12 protein-coding genes are annotated in these 16,161 nt (G+C 60.7%); 8 read left to right on the top strand and 4 right to left on the bottom strand.

Annotated features, from left to right (window positions below):
- Positions 1–20: 20 nt before the first annotated feature.
- From AC6FTP_RS01330 to AC6FTP_RS01355, 6 genes are all read left to right on the top strand, one after another.
- Positions 21–407, top strand: a complete 387-nt coding sequence (locus tag AC6FTP_RS01330) for a hypothetical protein (protein ID WP_497205098.1) — start codon at positions 21–23, stop codon at positions 405–407.
- A 118-nt stretch (positions 408–525) separates the two neighbouring features.
- Positions 526–1,680, top strand: a complete 1,155-nt coding sequence (locus AC6FTP_RS01335) for an Lrp/AsnC family transcriptional regulator (protein WP_497205099.1) — start codon at positions 526–528, stop codon at positions 1,678–1,680.
- A gap of 111 nt (positions 1,681–1,791) precedes the next feature.
- Complete coding sequence (gene nuoF, locus AC6FTP_RS01340; protein ID WP_497205100.1) at positions 1,792–3,183, top strand: NADH-quinone oxidoreductase subunit NuoF; 1,392 nt, start codon at positions 1,792–1,794, stop codon at positions 3,181–3,183.
- A 236-nt stretch (positions 3,184–3,419) separates the two neighbouring features.
- A complete protein-coding gene (locus tag AC6FTP_RS01345; protein WP_497205101.1) occupies positions 3,420–4,904 on the top strand; it encodes a sulfatase family protein in 1,485 nt (494 codons plus the stop codon).
- A gap of 22 nt (positions 4,905–4,926) precedes the next feature.
- The gene (locus tag AC6FTP_RS01350) at positions 4,927–5,829 is read left to right on the top strand and encodes an alpha/beta hydrolase (protein WP_497205102.1); all 903 of its coding nucleotides are present in this window, start codon (positions 4,927–4,929) and stop codon (positions 5,827–5,829) included.
- 87 nt (positions 5,830–5,916) lie between these two features.
- Positions 5,917–7,791: a DUF1592 domain-containing protein gene (locus tag AC6FTP_RS01355; protein ID WP_497205103.1), complete on the top strand. Its 1,875-nt coding sequence runs from the start codon at positions 5,917–5,919 to the stop codon at positions 7,789–7,791.
- Positions 7,792–8,165: 374 nt separating this feature from the next.
- Here the strand turns inward: AC6FTP_RS01355 and AC6FTP_RS01360 are convergent, their stop codons facing one another.
- The gene (locus AC6FTP_RS01360) at positions 8,166–8,441 is read right to left on the bottom strand and encodes a hypothetical protein (RefSeq protein WP_497205104.1); all 276 of its coding nucleotides are present in this window, start codon (positions 8,439–8,441) and stop codon (positions 8,166–8,168) included.
- Positions 8,442–8,594: 153 nt separating this feature from the next.
- On the opposite strand from AC6FTP_RS01360, the gene AC6FTP_RS01365 reads away from it, so the two are divergent.
- The gene (locus AC6FTP_RS01365) at positions 8,595–9,146 is read left to right on the top strand and encodes a hypothetical protein (RefSeq protein WP_497205105.1); all 552 of its coding nucleotides are present in this window, start codon (positions 8,595–8,597) and stop codon (positions 9,144–9,146) included.
- 286 nt (positions 9,147–9,432) lie between these two features.
- On the opposite strand, the gene AC6FTP_RS01370 is transcribed toward AC6FTP_RS01365, so the two are convergent.
- The 3 genes from AC6FTP_RS01370 to AC6FTP_RS01380 all read right to left on the bottom strand — a co-directional run bounded on the left by AC6FTP_RS01370 (position 9,433) and on the right by AC6FTP_RS01380 (position 14,189).
- Entirely contained in the window at positions 9,433–9,807 is a 375-nt protein-coding gene (locus AC6FTP_RS01370; RefSeq protein ID WP_497205106.1) for a hypothetical protein, read from the bottom strand.
- Positions 9,808–9,996: 189 nt separating this feature from the next.
- Positions 9,997–12,423, bottom strand: coding sequence for an AI-2E family transporter (locus AC6FTP_RS01375; protein ID WP_497205107.1), 2,427 nt, complete (start codon positions 12,421–12,423; stop codon positions 9,997–9,999).
- A 38-nt stretch (positions 12,424–12,461) separates the two neighbouring features.
- Positions 12,462–14,189 carry an OmpA family protein gene (locus AC6FTP_RS01380; protein WP_497205108.1) on the bottom strand — a complete coding sequence of 576 codons (1,728 nt, stop codon included), beginning with the start codon at positions 14,187–14,189 and terminating at the stop codon, positions 12,462–12,464.
- 485 nt (positions 14,190–14,674) lie between these two features.
- On the opposite strand from AC6FTP_RS01380, the gene AC6FTP_RS01385 reads away from it, so the two are divergent.
- The gene (locus tag AC6FTP_RS01385; RefSeq protein WP_497205109.1) at positions 14,675–16,054 is read left to right on the top strand and encodes a DUF1552 domain-containing protein; all 1,380 of its coding nucleotides are present in this window, start codon (positions 14,675–14,677) and stop codon (positions 16,052–16,054) included.
- Positions 16,055–16,161: the final 107 nt, after the last annotated feature.

Here is a 16,161-nt window from a genome sequence, read left to right on the forward strand (position 1 = left end):
CCGTTCCAAACGCTCCCGCCATGTACAAAAAAGTACGCACTCCACGCCCGCGCTACGCTTCGGATCTTCTGGCGCAGCCGCTCCCCAGCGCCAAGCCCTCGAAAACACACATGAGGCAGCTCGAAACCCGCTCCCGCGAGCTGGAAGACGAGATCGAGCGCCTCGAATGCACCATCGCCTCCGCGCCCGTGGCCATGCGCCAGCGCAGGCTCAGCACCCGGAATACCCTTCCGGCGCCCGAGCCCGTTTTTTCCAAGACCAAACGCCAGACCAGCGGCATCCCGCTCGTGCAGCGCCGTGCCCGCCAGAAGAAGCGCCTGGGCAAGCTCGTGGAACTCGCCATCGTCTTCGGTGTCCTCGCCGCCGCCGTGGGATGGATGAACCAGTATTTCCACTGGTGGGGTTGATGGGTTGAGTTGTTTTTGCAGGGCGGGGTTGGCCGATGCTTGTGCAAGGTCAGCCCCGCCTTGTCATTTTCAGCGGAGAAGCTAAGAGTCGCGCCCCGCACGGCGTGAAAGCTGTGCCATGCTCTCCGATCCCTTCCTCCACATGACTCCTGCCGCCTCGATCCCGACTGAACACACCGAAGAAATCAACGCCCGCATTCTGGCTGTCAGTGAGGACCGTGTGAAAGGCTTCCATCAGCATCCCTTCCAGTTCATCGCCGAGGAAAGTGGCCTCCCCTTCGACACCGTCGTGGAGCGCATCCGCGCCATGCTGGCCGCTGGCGTCATCCGCCGAGTCCGCCAAACCTTGCTTGCAAACAAACTCGCCGAAGGTGCCCTCGTCGCCTGGAAGGTTCCCACCGATAAACTTGAGGCCGCCTTCGAGTTCCTCTTCAAACAAGACCCCTTCAGCGGTCACGTCGTCCTCCGCAGCACCGACCGCGAAGTCAGCGGCAGTGACTTCCGGCTCTGGACCACGCTGAAAGTTCCGCAGGACCGCAACATCAACGACCACTGCGATGTCCTGAAGCGCCTCATCGGAGCTGAAGATTATTACACCATGCAGGCCCACGGCATCTTCGCCCTCGGCGTCGGCCATGTCCGCCGCAAGAGCATGGAACCTGGTGAAAAGGCCGACGAGCCCGCCGTGATGATGACCACCAACATCGCCGACCTCGATGCCGAAGAATGGAATGTCCTACTCCACCTCAAAGGCGACCTTTCCTCCGATGAAATCGGCCCCGAGCCCTGGGCTGGCCGCGCGAAAGATGCCGGTGTCTCCCTGGAGAAATTCTGCGAAGTCGCCAAACGACTCGATGCCAAGGGCGTCATCGGCCGCTTCTCCACCTTCCTGGAGCACGTCAAACCGAGCGCCAGTGGCGTTCGCGTCACCCGCTTCAACGCCCTCTTCCATTGGAAAGTCCCGAAAGGCATGGAAGAACGCGCCGGCGGCGAAGTCGGGCGTCACCCCATCATGACCCACGCCTACTGGCGTGAAGGCGGCGACCGCTTCGCCAACGTCAACATCATGGGCGTCATCCACGGCACCGACAAAGAAACCGTCCTGGCCCACAAAGCCGCCATCGACAAGCACCTCGTCGAGACCGGCATCCCGCTCGAATACACGAACGTCTTCTGGGGTGGCCGCAGCGAGATCAAGCCCAGCGAGATCAGCCCCATCGTCTTCAAAGAATGGCACGCCAAGTGGGCGGATGTGGCCGGACCGGTGATCTGAGGCACAAATCCCTGTCGAAACAGCAACCCGAGCGGGCTTGTGAAATTTTTCACAAACCCGCTTGCCGCTCCCTGCCGTAGCTGAATACTGCCCCCAGCGAACCCCTCCCTCATGGCGATCACTTATCTCCCCGGCAAAGAGCCTCATTCCCGTGAAAAACGGCTGATCTTCAAGAACATCGACCGCACGGGCTACACCCCGTCCATCGACAGCTTCCTCGCCGACGGCGGCTACGAGCAGCTCAAGGTCGCCCTCAAGATGGAGCGCAGCGCCATCACCAACGAAGTGAAGGCCAGCGGCCTGCGCGGACGTGGCGGTGCAGGCTTCCCCACCGGCGTGAAATGGGGCTTCATCCCGCCCACGAACACCAAGCCCGTCTATCTCATCTGCAATGCCGATGAATCCGAGCCCGGCACCTTCAAAGACCGCTACATCCTGCATCAGGACCCGCATCAGCTCCTCGAAGGCATGATCATCGCCTGCTTTGCCGTGAACGCGAAGCTCGGCTACATCTACATCCGCGAGGAGTTCCCCCAGGCGGCCATCATCGTCGAGAAAGCCATCGCCGAAGCCCACGAAAAAGGTTTCCTCGGCAAGAACATCCAAGGCAGCGGCTTCGACTGCGAAATCTACGTCCATCGCGGCGCTGGCGCTTACATTTGCGGTGAAGAGACTGGCCTCATCGAGTCCCTCGAAGGCAAGCGCCCCTACCCGCGCATCAAGCCCCCCTACTTCCCTGCTGCGCTCGGCCTCTACATGAGCCCGACCATCGTGAACAACGTCGAGTCCCTCTGCCATGTGAAGCACATCATCCAGATGGGCGGCGCGGAATACGCCAAGCTCGGCACCGCGAACAACACCGGCACCCGCATCCTTTGCGTCTCCGGCGATGTCGTGAAGCCCGGCTACTACGAAGTCGAAGTTGGCAAAGTCACCATGGGTGAGGTCATCGACGTCCTTTGCGGTGGTCTCAAACCGGGCCGCATGCTCAAGGCCATCATCCCCGGCGGCAGTTCCTCGAAAGTGCTGCGTGCCGACGAGAAATTCAAACTCAAGGACGGGCGCGAGATCGGCATCATGGACATCCCCATGGACTTCGACACCATGGCCCAGTGCGGCACCATGGCCGGCTCCGGTGGCGTCATCATCATGGATGACTCCCGCAGCATGACCTGGGTCATCAACAACCTGAACAACTTCTACGCCCACGAGAGCTGCGGCCAGTGCACCCCCTGCCGCGAAGGCAGCCTCTGGATGAAGAAGATCAGCGACCGCATCGTCGGCGGCAACGCCAGCCCGGACGACGTGGACACCTTGGAAACCGTCGCCAATCAGATCGAAGGCAAGACCATCTGCGCCTTTGGCGAAGCTGCCTCCTGGCCCACCCAGAGCTTCATCAAAAAGTTCCGCGATGAACTCAAAGGCGACTGCAAACCCGAACTCACCGGAGCCATCGTCTCCGACGAAGGCAAGGTAGCTTCGGCAAAGTTGGTCAGCAAGTAAGGCTGAGACACCCACTCCCGAGTGTTCATCAAGCAACGAACGGGCAGGGTTGTGCTCCTGGACTCCATTTCCGCCTGAAGGCGGAATCGGTGTCTCCTGAGCCAATCCCATCCACCACCTTCACGGTTCACCCCGCTCAGTTCCATGCTGGCGGTGCCCCGAAGGAAAGGTCAAACTCAGTTCGATGTTCGATGTTGAACGTTCAACGCGTTCGATGTTGCCCCATCCAGCTTCTCATGAAACGCCTCGCCTTCCTCTCGCTCAGTCTCTTTGCTTCTGGCTCCTGGCTCACGGCGGCGGAGCCACGGCCCAATCTCATCGTGTGCATCGCCGATGACGTGAGCTGGGACGACTTCGGCTGCTACGGTAGCAAGACTGCGCGCACGCCACGCATCGACGCGCTCGCAGCGGGTGGCATGAAGTTCACGGAAGCCTACCTCACCGCCAGCAGTTGCAGCCCCAGCCGCTCCAGCATCATCACGGGACGCTATCCACATAACAACGGTCCCGCGGCGGAGCTGCACCAGCCCATCGCCGCGAACCTTCCCTGGCTGCCGACCCTCCTGCGTGAAAGCGGCTACTTCACCGCCATCGTCGGCAAAAACCACATGACACGGGTGGGCGGCCCGGTCGGCGCGGAGACCTGGGACTTGATCGATCCCGGCACCACGCCGGAGAATCACGGTGGGGAGTCGAAGTGGGCCGAAACCATCGAAAAGCGGCCCAAGGACAAGCCCTTCTTCTTTTGGTTCGCCTCGCTGGATGCGCACCGCGCCTGGGACGCGGACAAAGAATGGGTGGAGTCGAAGTACGGCCCCAAACATCGCCCGCAGGACATCACGGTGCCGCCCTTCCTCGCCGATGACGAGGCGACGCGCGGCAATCTGGCCTCTTACCACAACGAGATCACGCGCTTTGATCACTTCATCGGTCAGATGGCGGATGCACTCGCCGCCCAGGGCCAGCTTGAGAACACGCTTATCCTCGTGCTCGCGGACAATGGCCGCCCTTTCCCGCGTGCAAAGACGCGCCTGCATGACAGCGGCATGAAGACCGCGCTCGTGGCCCACTGGCCCGCAGGCATGGCGAAGGGCGGCTCCAGCAGCGCCAGCCTCGTCAGCGTCATCGACATCGCGCCCACCTTTCTCGAAGCCGCCGGAGTGAAGGCACCGCCGAGCTTCCAGGGCGTCAGCTTCATGCCACTTTTGAAAGATCCGCAGAGCATCACCCGCCGCCACGCCTTCTCCGAGCACAACTGGCACGACTATGAAGCGCATGGCCGCAGCGTGCGCAGCGAGGGCTGGCTTTACCTCCGCAACCAGCGCCCCGCGCTCGCCTGGCAGGGCCCCGCCGATGCCGTCCGCTCGCCCTCCTTTGATTCGCTCAAAGCCCTGCGCGATGCACAAAAGCTCACGCCGGCCCAGGCCGATGTGTTTCAGGCTCCGCGTGCTGCGGAGGAGCTGTATTTGACCGCGCAAGACCCCAACCAGCTCCACAATCTAGCCTCCGATCCCGCGCACGCTGAAATCAAATCCCGGCTCTCCGCGCTGCTGGATCAATGGACCGCCGAGACCGGGGACGCTGCGCCCGCCCACCTCACGCCAGACTCGTTTGACCGGGAAACCGGGGAGTCTCTCGGCAAAAAGAAGCAAACCGCGCGAGGGGACTACCCTGGCCTGCCAAAAAATGCCGCGCAAATCCATGCACCCGGCCCGCGTTGAACCCGCCGCCACAATCTCTCTCATGAAACTCTTCTCTGTGATCCTCTGCGCCCTCTGTGGGGCATCCCTCGCTGCGGAAAAACCCGCCAAAGCCAAAGGCGGCATCGGTGCCGACGCACCTGCTGGCAAACCCTACATCTACAAGACCTCCGCCGGCAAAGAGCGCCAGATGGAGATCTACTTCCCGCCGAATCACGATCCCGCAAAATCAAAGGTGCCCGGCATGATCCTCTTCCACGGCGGGGCCTGGGGTGGCGGTTCGCTGGGGCAGTTTCGCATCGCCTGCGCCTACTTCGCCAGTCGCGGACTCGTCTGCGCCACGGCGGAGTATCAGATGCTCAGCCAGGCGGATGCCGCGAAACTTCCCGCAGGCGAAACACGCAAACGGGTGTGCGTCACCGATGCCAAAACCGCCATCCGCTGGTTCAAGCAGAAGGCCCCCGAACTCGGCATCGACTCACAGCGCATCATTACCGGCGGAGGCTCGGCGGGCGGACACATCAGCGCCCTCGCCACGATGAATCCCGGCCTGAACGACCCCGCCGACCCCAAGGACATCGACACAAGCGTGGTCGCCTATGTGTGGTTCAATCCCGCCTTCGCCACCGATGACGACAAGGACGCCGAGATCGACGTGCTGCGCCATTTAAAGGCCGACCTCCCGCCCGCCATCGCCTTCTTCGGCGACCAGGACACCTGGAAAAAAGGCTGGGACACCGCCCACGCCAAATGGAAATCCCTCGGCACCAAAACCATCGACCTCCAGATCGCCCCAGGTCAGGCGCACAGCTTCTTTAACAAAGGCCCCTGGCAAACCGTAACGCTCATCGCCGCTGACCAATTTCTCGTAAAACACGGACTCCTCACCGGCGAACCGACCAAGACGATGCCCGCGAGTGGCGAGAAGCTGGTGGCGGCTCCCTGAAGCCGAAGACTTCATGGGGCTCCGATGCAATCCCGATAGAGGCCGGAAGGATCATTCGTAGCCTTCAGCCCCCCGTTGAAGATTCGAATGATCAAACCCGAACTGACTCGCTCTGGCTTGATGGCCATGGCCTTCTTGAACCTAGCGCTGGCGCTGCCCTGCCAGGCTCAGACAGCGGAGGACAAAGAAGCGGATGCCATGCTGGCGGAGGCGAAACAATCCTTCAGGCAGCACGTCGAGCCCTTCGTGAAGAAATACTGCGTCGAGTGCCACGGGAACCGAAAGTCGAAGGCCGGGCTGAATCTCGAAGTCGCTCTGCGTAAACCGGGCGACTCCGCCTTCAGTCGGAAGTGGATGGAGTGCATCGCGAACGTGAACGCAAACGACATGCCGCCCGACGACGCCGACCAGCCCTCCGACGATGAGCGCCAGCATTTCCTCGATGCCCTCGCGCAGATCAAATACCTCAGCGCCCGCGATCCCGGCCCCTTTGTGATCCGCCGACTGACGAAGTCGGAGTATGGCAACACGCTGCAGGATCTGCTCGGCGTGGATGCTACCGTGGCCGCTGAACTTCCGGATGAGGTGGCGGGCGAGGGCTACATGAACTCGCTCTCGCCGTTGCAATCCGAGCAGTATCTCAGCATCGCGAACGCAGCCTTGCCAAAGAGGCCCGCCAAGGCCCAGACACGACTCTTGGGGGATAAAAAAACCGACGTCCGCGAAGTCGCACGAACCCTCGCCCGCCGCGCCTATCGCCGACCGCCCACGGATTCGGAACTCGACGTGCTCGTCCGCGTCTTTGATCTCGGCCGCACAAACAAACTCGACCACACCGCCTCCCTTCGCCTCATGCTCAAAGCGGTGCTCGTCTCCCCGCAGTTCCTCTTCATCACCCCTGCGAAGGAAGCGGACGCCAGCCAGAAGATCGTGCCGCTGGACGATTACCAGCTCGCCTCGCGCCTCTCGTATCTGCTTTGGGCCACCATGCCCGATGCCGAATTGTCCGAGCTGGCCGATGCCGGAACACTCCACGAGCCCGCCGTGCTCAAGGCGCAAACCAAGCGCATGCTCGCCGATCCACGCTCACGAGCACTGTTCGACGGCTTTGGTGCCCAGTGGCTCGGACTCGGGGAACTCAAGGACAAGACCTTTGACCCCGCCAAGTTCCCCCAGATGACCCACGAGATGCGCTCCGCCATGGTTGACGAGGCCCGGCTCTTCTTTGAAAGCATCGTGCGTGAGGACCGCAGCGTCGTCAGCTTCGTGGACAGTGATTACACCTTCCTCAATGGCACCCTCGCCCTCCTTTATGGCATGGAAAAGACCATCACCGGACCGCAGATGCGTCAGGTAAAGCTCACGAACCCCAATCGCGGCGGGATCCTCGGCATGCCCGGCATCTTGGCGACGACCTCCTTCCCCAATCGCACCAGTGCCGTGAAGCGCGGTGTCTGGGTGCTGGAGCAGGTGCTCGGCGAGCACGTCCCCCCTGCCCCGCCGAACGTGCCGACCTTGGAAAAGCAGGACCAGAAGAAAGTCGGCAATCTCACCCTGCGCCAGCGCACGGAGCTGCATCGCACGAACGCCGTGTGCAACAACTGCCACAAGATCCTCGACCCCATCGGCTTCGGCCTGGAAAACTTCGACGCCATCGGCCGCTGGCGTGACCAGGACGACACCGGCGGCAAGATCGACGCCGTGGGCGAGCTCCCCGGCGGCAAACATTTCTCATCCCCCAAGGAACTGAAGACCATCATCGCCGCCCGGAAAGACGACCTCGCCCGCAACCTCACCGAAAAACTCCTCGCCTACGCCCTCTGCCGAAAACTGGGCGGCTACGACGAGATCGTCGTGGACCGCATGATGAGCACCATCACCCAGGACGGCTACAAGCTGCAGACGCTCATCACCGAGATCGTCACCAGCTATCCGTTCTTGAACCGGCGGGTGATGGAGTAACCGGGGCATTCCTACCCCGAGGAACTTCGTCATTCGGGTTCATCTCCGCGTCTGCTGCATGGCCGTCTCCATGTCTTCACTCATCACTCATCCGCTCATCTCTGCGGTGTTTTCCTGTTAAGTTGTGCCCCTGATATTTTGCTCCGTGATTATTCAGGCTAATTCAGTCCAAGCCCTTTGTGCCAAGTGCCCCAATCTCACATAGACGATCCATTAGATCTAGGGCATCTCGACGGACTAAGGAGTCTCGATTTTCATGGTAAAGCCTGAGAACAATCTCTCCAACGGTATCAAGTTGGTAGCGCAGGCTGTTATTTTCAATCTCTCCGCTTCGGATAACTCGGTCGATGATATGATTCAGGAATTGAACCAAATTAGCTGGCAGCAATGCAGGGCTTTCTGACAATGCGCGAAGCAGTCCATGCGGTGCGGTGATAAATGTTAGCGTAGCCGGAAGCACGCTTCACTTGATGATGCTGTTCATGCTCACCTACGACCAATCTAAAGTCGATTCCCGCCTCAGAAGGTGCGCCGCCAAGTTGAATGGAGACTGCCCTTTCATCTAGCAAATCAATCAAGTGACGAACCGTCCAGATGACTTCAAACGCCAGGGACTCTTTCAGTGCTGATTCTCCGGCTAGGCTGCTCATTGTAAGATCAAACTTCTTAGTTCATGAATCATGACAAACAAGACAAGCGTGGGTTAGGAAAGAATTTTCAGTAAATCTACACGCAGCGCAGCGAGTTGGAGTGCCTGATTTCCTCTTGTCATCACGCCTCCGATTGAATGCACTCTGATTCGCTTGGACAGCGGTTGGATAAGTTCACAGGGGCCAGACGGGCTTTGGCAGTTCGAAAAGGCGGTGAGACAGACTCAGAATGGGCAGGAACAGGCCGGAACGGTGATCCGAAAGGAGGGAATCGCCCCCACCCGGCTTCCCAGTCCCGACAGGCAGGCAAAAGCTCCGAAAAGCCTCGAAGTCCCTGCCGAAACCCGGCTGGAAACCCTCAAAACCCAGCCCCAACCCGCGAAAAACCCGCCGGGTTTTCTCAGAACCCTGCATGGTTTTGCAAAAACCCTGGAAGGTATTTCCAAAACCCAGCAGGTTTTTTTCAGAACCCTGCATGGTTTCGCGGAAACCCTGGAGGGTATTTTCAAAACCCAGCAAGGTTTTTTCAGAACCCTGCATGGTTTCGCGAAAACCCTGGAAGGTATTTCCAAAACCCAGCAAGGTTTTTTCAGAACCCTGCAGGGTTTCGTGAAAACCCTGGAAGGTATTTTCAAAACCCAGCAGGGTTTTTCCAGAACCCTGGATGGTTCTGCGGAAACCCTGGCGGGTATTTTCAGAATCTAAGCACCTCATCTCCATTCCACCGAGCACCTCGACGTTTGACCTCAGACAGGACAGGATTCACCGGATGAACAGGATTTTCAGACCTGTGAATCCTGCCAATCTTGTCAACCCTGTCGCCATAAGCCCCTTTTTATTGGGATGCCCAAGCCCTGGGCGGTGACGAGGTCGCGGTGGTGTTTCTTTCCACCGCGAGTGGAGCCAAGTAGCTGCAAGCCAGCTACGCCGCACGATTCTTCCGGTAATCAAGAAGGTGGTGGCGCGGGACAGTCTTCGCGCGATGGATCGCTTAATTGAAATGGCTGCTGACGAACTCCACGAGCTTTTCATCGCTCATGGGGTTGGAGGTGCTTTCGGAAGTGACCGTCTTTTTGAACTGGGGAGTATCACCCAGGTAGCGCATGAACTGCTCCTGGATCGTGCCGCTGCCGGTGATGTGAACTTCATCCGCGTTCACCAGATGGTGGCCGATCTCCTTGAAGTACTTATGCACCAGGGTGATTTCGAGGTTGTTCGCGGCATTCTCGCTCGAATTCGCCCCCGGGCCTGGATTCTTGGCATGACCGAGCACGGTGAAGGCAGAGGCGTCGGGGTTGTAGCCGATGATGGTCGCGTGGTGCGTGTCCATCCATACGCCGAAGCGCTTTTTGGTTTTTACTGACATGATGACTCACTGACAGGCGAATCACTGGAATAGCAAACGATCATATCACGGATGTGCTTGGGCTTGCGCATCCAAATGTAAGGATCTTTTTGCTACAGGATTAACAAGAGGGTCAGGATGAACAGGGCTGAAAAATCCTGTTCATCCTGTGAATCATTTCAATCCTGTAACCGAGGCCAGGATTGACCATCAGTTGTCGATTGGATGCGTAAGTCCCGTGTGGCGCGCGGGGCTGCGGCGGGCGATCTCTTCCATGACTTCGTTGGCGTATTCCTCGAGCAGGCGCTTCTCACGCTCGGTGAGCTGGCGCGGCTTCATGTCCATCAGGCAAAGAGAGCCGATGGGCTGGCCATTGGGCGCGAGGAGCGGAACGCCGGCATAGAAGCGAATGCCGTGTTCCTTGAGCAGCGGGTTGTTTGCAAAACGCCGGTCACGCGCGAGGTCCTCGATGACGATCACCTGGTTCTTCGCGACCACATGCCCGCACACGGAAACGTTCCGCGCAGTCTGGCGTGCCTTGGCGAGACTTTCGGGCAGGCCAGTCTGCGATTTGAAGAACTGGCGGTCGCGATCCACAAGGCTGATGAGAGCGATGGGCATTTCAAAAACGCGCGCGAGCTTCGACGTGATGCGATCGAAGACAGGCTCGGCTTCCGTGTCGAGCAGGTTGAGCTCGGTGAGCGCGGCGAGGCGCTCCTCTTCGTCAGCGGGGATCGGTGCGGGCGTCATCTCTTCGGTCAGCACTGGAGCAAGTCGGGCGATCTGCACGAGAGCGTCTGCCAGCGTGGTGACCACTTCATCGGCACCGGAATCGCGCAGGCGCTTGGTGGCTTCAGTCAGACCTTCAGTCTCGTCCCAGAGGCCGACGACGATTTTGAGCTTCGGCAAGACCGCACGCAGTTTCAGACAGAGATAGCGGGCGTGGATGACGGTGGACGGTGCCACGACGGAAATACAAACGACATCCACATCGGCCTTTTCGGTCAATCCCAGCAACTCGCCAGCAACGAGCTGTGAAGGGGCATTTTGTGCACCGAATCCTTCCTGGCGCGCCAGTTGCACGAGCATGGTGCCGGCGAGTTCGTCGCGATCTGCGCGTGCTGGCAGGCAATACACGCGACAGTCCGGCGCGAGCATCAGCGCTGCGCCGGGTGCCTCGCAGGCAACGGTTTCGGTCCTGGCGAGTGCAGCCATCCTCGCTGGCAGCGTCGGGCGTGTGCCGAGGTCCTCAATGATGTCGCGCATGCTCTGCTGGACGTAGCTGAGCTGCGCAGGCTCCAGCCGTTCCTCTCGTGCATCGTTCTCCGCGGCGGCGAGCACCGGGATGAACACGGTATCGTAGAGCGCGGTCAGCGAGTTCGCCTTCAAATAAGACTCGACCAGCTCGAGTTCATCGCGATCCCCGGGCGTGAGCAAGCGATGGTAGCAATCCTCGGCGGGCGTGAGCGCCTCATCATCGCTGAGCACGATGCTGAGAAAGGAGAGGCGCGGCACATGCCGCCCCATGACCACAAGGCAAACAGTGAGTGGCGTGGCGAGCACCAGCCCCACAGGCCCCCAAAGCCACGTCCAAAACACCGCCGCGACGATCAAGGCGAGGGGCGCGACGCCGGTGTACTTGCCGTAAAGCCAGGGTTCCATCACGTTGTTGCTCAGCAGTTCGAGCACCACAAAAAGGCCGATCGTGAGCAGCGGCGACCACCAACTATCGGAGACCGCCAGCGACAGGATGATGGGAAAGGCCGCCGCGATCCATGGCCCCACATACGGGATGAAACGCAGGACCGTGGCGAACGCGCCCCATAGCATCGCATTTGGCACACCGATGAAGTAAAGACCGACCGCCACGGGGATGCCGTAGGTCACATTCACCACAAGCTGCATGAGGAGATAGCGCGCGACGCGATGGCCCGCATCGTCCATCGCGCGCGTGGTGGCGCTGATGCGTCCCTGGCCGATGAGCCGGATGATTCGGCTGCGCAGGTCTTCGCGATCTAGCAACATGAAGATAACCAGAAGCAGGACCAGCGAGGCCATGCCCAACGGCCCGAGCAACGGCGCGATGATGAGCTGCAGCAGCTCGAACGAATTCGTCTTCGAACGCTCGGCCAACTGCGCCTGCACGGTTGGCGGCGGCGCGTGCGGCGGAAAGCTGACAGCCCAGCCGGGATTGTCCGCCTGCTGCGACATGGTCGGGGCCGGCGCTGCAGTTCCTCCAGGCAGCGCGTTTTTCAGCTCCTCGACTGTCTCCGACAGCTTGGTGAAGACTCCGCCTTGCGGCACTTTGAAGGCCTGCATCTTGGTAATGATGTTGCCCTTGTATTCGGGCAGCTTCGTTGCCAGATCCACAAGCTGTCGGCTGAGTATCCAACCCGCCGCGCCCAGGCTGGTGAAGATCAGCAGCACGACGAGCAACACCGCCGCGATGCGCCCGATCCAGTGCTCAATGCGCGTGACCAACGGCGAGAGCAGAAAGGTGAGCAGCGCCGAGAGTGCGAGCGGGATGAGCAGCTCGCGCGCAAAAGAAAGCGCTGCGACGATGAACGCCGTCAGCGCGATGGTCCAGATGCCAACGAGCGCATCGGAGGCGGTGGTTCTGATTTTAGGAGCGGGCACAGTGCGGATGAAACTGGGAGACCGGATTACGGTTGGCTTCAGCGCATGCGGAAGACCATGACGCGGCGGTCCAGGCGGCGCTCGCCTTCTCCGGCATTGGCGGGGTGCGCGGCTTCTGTTTCACCATAGCCCACGGGCATGAGGCGCTCGGCACTCACGCCGTGGCGGACGAGTTCGCGCGAGATGCGCTCGGCCCGCTCTTGGGAGAGGAGGAGGTTCTGGGCATACTCACCTTCGGCAGAGGCGTGGCCTTCGATGACGAAGGTTTCTTTGAGCAGCGCGTCGGCGTTCATGGCCTCGGCCACGTCGATGACAATGTCGTAGGAGTAGGCGTCGGCGAAGTCCGTGGAGCCCTGACGGAAGAGGATGTCATTCGTACTGATCGCGGACTCAGGATCGACGCCGTAGGAGACGGCATAAGCGTTGTCGGCGGTGTAGGCCTGCGGGACTTCGTTGTAGTATTGCCCCTGCGGTGCGCCCTGCGGACGGACGGTGTAGGCGCTTTGGACCAAAGGGATGACCTGAACGCGGTTCAGTTGTTGTGAGGCGACAATGATCGGTGGGATTTCCTGCATCGAGGAATAACGAATGACGCGGCGGTTCCCCTCATAAAACTGAGTGTGCCGCTGAGTGTGGCTGGTCTCAAAGCTCCGATGAGTCGGGTTGATTTCAAAGCTCCTTGGATCGCGCTGGAGGCTACCGGCAGGTGGAGGCGCGATCTGCGGGGCACGGCCTTGGAAGCGCTGCACCATGATACCGACGTTGCGTTCGCGGTCCTGCTGGGTTCTGCCGACTTCCTCGAATGAAGGACGGTAGCCATGACTGTAGCGACCTCCGGGACGGTCACCGGGACGGTCTCCAGGGCGGTCTCCAGGGCGGTCTCCTGGACGGTTTCCCGGGCGGTCACTCGGACGATCTCCGGGACGCCCCTGATCCTGGCGATCATTGATGGCGGCTCCGACGGCACCGCCGCCGAGGATGGTCATGAGGAGGCGCTTGGCATCATCCTTGGTTTCGATTTTCTGCGCTTGCTGAGCATCGGCTTTGCGGTCGCGCTTGCCCTGGTCTTCAAGCACCTGGACCGTCTCTTTCGAAGGCGGCTTCTGGGCGACGGGGCGCTCGACGATTTTCGGTTCCACGGCAGCTTTGGGCGCGGGAGTAAGCGCAGGCATTGGGGTGTTAGGCGGAACCTGGGTTCCGGTGCCGGGCGGAGGAGTCCGCGCAGAACCAAAGGGACGCCCTTTCCGATCCGTGGGTTTTCTGCCGGGGAGAGGGCGGGCTCTGGGAGTGCCAGGGGCAGCCGGTGGGGTGACGCTGCCATCGGTCACCGCCGGAGGGGCGGTGGGCGCTTTCATGCCTGGAGTTGGCACCGGGGGCTCGGCATTGGACTTGGGATCGGCTTCCGGGGCAGCGGGAACCGGGACCGGCATTCCGGGCCTGTCGGCTTTTCCCTTGGCTCCGGGATTGCCGGGGCGTTTGGAGCTTGGTGTGTCTGGTTTCTCAGGCGAGGCAGGCGCGGGAGTCACTGGCACAGGCGGCAGGCCAGGAATGGGCATGGGTGCGGGTGGCACGGCAGGCAGGCTGGGCACAGGCGGCACCCTGGGTGGCACCACAGGCGGAGCGTCAGGTGCCGGGGCCGGTGCACCCGGGATCACGGGCTTTTCTTCACCTGGAGCCGGAGCAGCGGGCGGAGTGTCAGGAGATTGAGCCATCGCCAGGAAGGGGAAAGCAAGGGTGGCGAAGGCGAGGTAGATGGTCCGTTTCATGATGAGCAAGAGGGCTGGAATGTGCCAAGTTAGCGGTGAGCACTGCGGCATTCCATGGGGGCTAACCCTACTTTCATCCCCCCATGAACGGGCCCCATCCGGTGCACAAAAAGCCTCCAAACCAGCCTGATTCATCCGCCCTCAGCCCGGGTTTTCTGCAAATGATGGCCATCCCCCACGTCCGAAACGCTCTCCTTGACGGCAAACATAGATCCCTGTCGCCATCCGCAGGATGGGAATCCCCGGGAAAGCGCTCCGAAGCCCTTTCCCCAACGATCCCGGCCGCTGGTCGGGACGAAGGCAAAGCGGTTTGCTGCCCGAGAGACTCTGAATGGGTCGGAACAGGCCGAAACGTTGATCCGGCAGTGACGCGGTCGCGGTGGATCGTTTGATGGAAACCCTCGTCGTGGACGGTAATGGTAGGAGGCGGTCATCCTCGGATTCGCTGCCTACCTTTTTCGCCACACATCACCGCTTTCGTCCCCATGAAAAACAACGCCTTCATTGATCGCCGCACCTGCCTGAAAGGTGTCGGAGCCTCGCTCGCGCTGCCGCTTTTGGAAACCATGGGCTGGGCCGAGGCTTTCAGGGGCAAGGCCGTCAAGCCGCCGGTGCGCATCGGTTTCATGTACATGCCGCATGGGGTGATCATGGATCAGTTCTGGCCGGCAAATGCGGAGAGCTTCTTGAAGTCGCCGCCGCCCGCTTTGGAATCGCTGCGGCCGATCCTCGACCAGTGCCTGCTGATGAAGGGCATCTCGGGCGTGCCGATCTCTCCCTTCAATGGCGCTCCTCATGCGCTGGAACTCTCCACCTGGCTCACCGCGCGCCTGCCGGATGCGGACAGGCGCAGTCAGATCAACATCGCCATCTCGGCGGACCAGATCGCCGCGAATTACATGGGCGGGCTCACTTCCCTGCCCTCGCTGGAACTCGCGACGATGCCGCAGACGCATAAGGAGAACCAGGAAGGACTCAATGAAGGTTACTACTCGCATTGCAGCTACCGCTCGCCCACCCAGGCCGTGCCTGCGGAGACGAATCCACGCAACGTGCTGAATCGCCTCTTTGGAAAGTCTGACAAGCCCGGAAAGACGGGTCAGACTGATCCGCTGGATCGCCAGATGCTGGATCTCGTCATCGGTGGAGCCAAAGATCTGCGGAAGAAGCTGCCGCAAAACGATCAGCACAAGCTGGACGAATACCTCGACAGCGTGCGCGCCGTGGAGCGTCGAATTGCCGCCATCGAGTATCGCCAAAAGGAAGCAGCTTTGGAGAAGGCAGGTGTCGCCTCAAGCAAGCGCAACGCCTCCGACTCCCCGCCCATCGAGATCAAGATCCCCGTGGGCGACAAGCGCAGCGAATACATGCAGGTCATGTGCGACCTCAATGTGCTCGCCTTCCAGACCGACACGACCCGCGTCAGCACCTACATCGGCTCCACGCCGAACGGTGTTTCCTATCCCGAACTCGGCTTCACGGACACGCATCACTCGCAGACGCATCACAACAACGAGCCGGGCAAGGCTGGCAAAGTCGCCGCGATCACCAAGTTCAACATCGACCAGTTCGCCTACATGGTGAAGAAGATGGCCAGCCTGCGTGAGGGCGAAGGCACCCTGCTCGACAATTGCATTATGATGTGGGGCAGCGGTCTCGAAGACGGCAACAAGCACTCGCGCGAGAACCTGCCCTTCATCATCGCCGGCAAAGGCGGCGGCTCCGTGAACACCGGGCGTTTCTTTGCCAACACCAAAGGCAATCAAGGCGACCTTCTGACCACCATCCTTGCCTGCGCCGGAGTCCCGCTGGATCGCCCCATCGGCATCGCGACGAAGCAGTTGACGGAGATGATGAGGGCCTGAGCAGCGAGGTGAGGCCCTGGGAGTCGAAGAGAGCAGTCTTGCCAAGGCTGCCCCTTCCCTTCAGGATGCATCTCCATGAGGCACATTATTCGCCGTTCTCTACCAGG

Origin of the sequence: Prosthecobacter sp., assembly GCF_044378005.1 — a bacterium.
In the GTDB taxonomy this organism is placed as follows: domain Bacteria; phylum Verrucomicrobiota; class Verrucomicrobiia; order Verrucomicrobiales; family Verrucomicrobiaceae; genus Prosthecobacter.

Coding starts and splice junctions, on each gene's coding strand:
- AC6FTP_RS01330 (WP_497205098.1), top strand. CDS start 21: ATGTACAAAAAAGTACGCACTCCACGCCCGCGCTACGCTTCGGATCTT.
- AC6FTP_RS01335 (WP_497205099.1), top strand. CDS start 526: ATGCTCTCCGATCCCTTCCTCCACATGACTCCTGCCGCCTCGATCCCG.
- nuoF (WP_497205100.1), top strand. CDS start 1,792: ATGGCGATCACTTATCTCCCCGGCAAAGAGCCTCATTCCCGTGAAAAA.
- AC6FTP_RS01345 (WP_497205101.1), top strand. CDS start 3,420: ATGAAACGCCTCGCCTTCCTCTCGCTCAGTCTCTTTGCTTCTGGCTCC.
- AC6FTP_RS01350 (WP_497205102.1), top strand. CDS start 4,927: ATGAAACTCTTCTCTGTGATCCTCTGCGCCCTCTGTGGGGCATCCCTC.
- AC6FTP_RS01355 (WP_497205103.1), top strand. CDS start 5,917: ATGATCAAACCCGAACTGACTCGCTCTGGCTTGATGGCCATGGCCTTC.
- AC6FTP_RS01360 (WP_497205104.1), bottom strand. CDS start 8,441: ATGAGCAGCCTAGCCGGAGAATCAGCACTGAAAGAGTCCCTGGCGTTT.
- AC6FTP_RS01370 (WP_497205106.1), bottom strand. CDS start 9,807: ATGTCAGTAAAAACCAAAAAGCGCTTCGGCGTATGGATGGACACGCAC.
- AC6FTP_RS01380 (WP_497205108.1), bottom strand. CDS start 14,189: ATGAAACGGACCATCTACCTCGCCTTCGCCACCCTTGCTTTCCCCTTC.
- AC6FTP_RS01385 (WP_497205109.1), top strand. CDS start 14,675: ATGAAAAACAACGCCTTCATTGATCGCCGCACCTGCCTGAAAGGTGTC.